The organism is Burkholderia sp. 572 (assembly GCF_040545135.1).
In the GTDB taxonomy this organism is placed as follows: domain Bacteria; phylum Pseudomonadota; class Gammaproteobacteria; order Burkholderiales; family Burkholderiaceae; genus Burkholderia; species Burkholderia cepacia.
Window position 1 is genome coordinate 1 of sequence record NZ_JBEPLH010000066.1, and the last position, 1,186, is coordinate 1,186.

Annotated in this window: 1 protein-coding gene; it reads right to left on the minus strand. The window is 62.3% G+C overall.

What is annotated here, in order from left to right; all coding sequences use genetic code 11:
* Nucleotides 1–40: 40 nt before the first annotated feature.
* Nucleotides 41–1,186 (minus strand): IS256 family transposase (locus ABIC51_RS40825; RefSeq protein WP_354007112.1); only part of this gene is annotated, 1,146 nt, incomplete at its 5' end.

Genomic DNA, 1,186 nt, shown 5'->3' on the forward strand with positions numbered 1-1,186 from the left:
GGAGGTATCCGGAATTCCGTGTGTGAGGCGGGGTTGAGATTCAGACTCCAATGTTGAATCGTTCCGGGTAAAGCAGTGCGAACTGCGTCATGGCGCTCTTCCAATCGTGCCGGGAACCGGTCCATTTGGCCACGACGTTGCGCAGCGCCAGCCAGATCAGTTTGAGCGCGGCCTCGTCCGACGGGAAGTGGCCGCGCGCCTTGATGATCTTCCGAAGCTGCATGTGCAGCGACTCGATCGCGTTGGTCGTATATACAATTTTTCGGATATCCGGCGCGAAGGCATAGAACGGAATCACCTGATCCCAGGCCCGGCGCCAGAGCGCGGCAATCGGAGGATATTTCGTACCCCACGGGCTTGTATCGAACGCGTCCAGCGCCACGGCGGCCGCTTCGGCGCTCGGTGCCCGATAGACCTCCTTGAGCGCCGCCGCGATCGATTTCCGGTCTTTCCAGCTGGCGAAGTCCAGCGAGTTCCGGATCAGATGCACGATGCAGGTCTGGACCGTCGTTTCAGGGAACACCGCGTTAATCGCTTCCGGGAAGCCCTTCAGGCCGTCGACCACGGCGATCAGGATGTCCTGCACGCCGCGCAGCTTCAGGTCATTCACCACCCGCAGCCAGAACTTGGCCCCCTCGGTCTGCTCGATCCAAAGGCCCAGCACGTCGCGTGTGCCGTCGCGGCGCACGCCCAGCGCCAGGTAGATCGCCTTGTTGCGGACCACGCCTTCGTCGCGGATCTTGACGCGCAAGGCGTCGAAGAACACCACCGGGTACATCGGCTCGAGCGGGCGCTGCTGCCATTCGCGCACTTCGTCGATCACGGCATCGGTCACCGTGCTGATGAAGTCCGGCGACACCTCAATGCCGTACATCTCCAACAGGAAACCCTGAATCTCCCGCACGCTCATGCCGCGTGCGTACATCGCGATGATCTTGTCGTCGAAGCCGGTAAAGCGTCGCTCGCCCTTGGCGATCAGCACCGGATCGAAGGTGCCTTCGCGGTCGCGCGGAATCTCGACGTCGAGCAGATCGTCGTCGGTCGTGATGCGCTTGCGGCTGGTGCCGTTGCGATGGTTCGTGCTACTCGCCGGCTTGGCTTCACCCTTCTCGTAACCGAGATGATGGGTCAGTTCGCCGCCCAGCGCACGCTCGAAGATCGCCTTCTTGAGCGCGGCCAGTTGCTC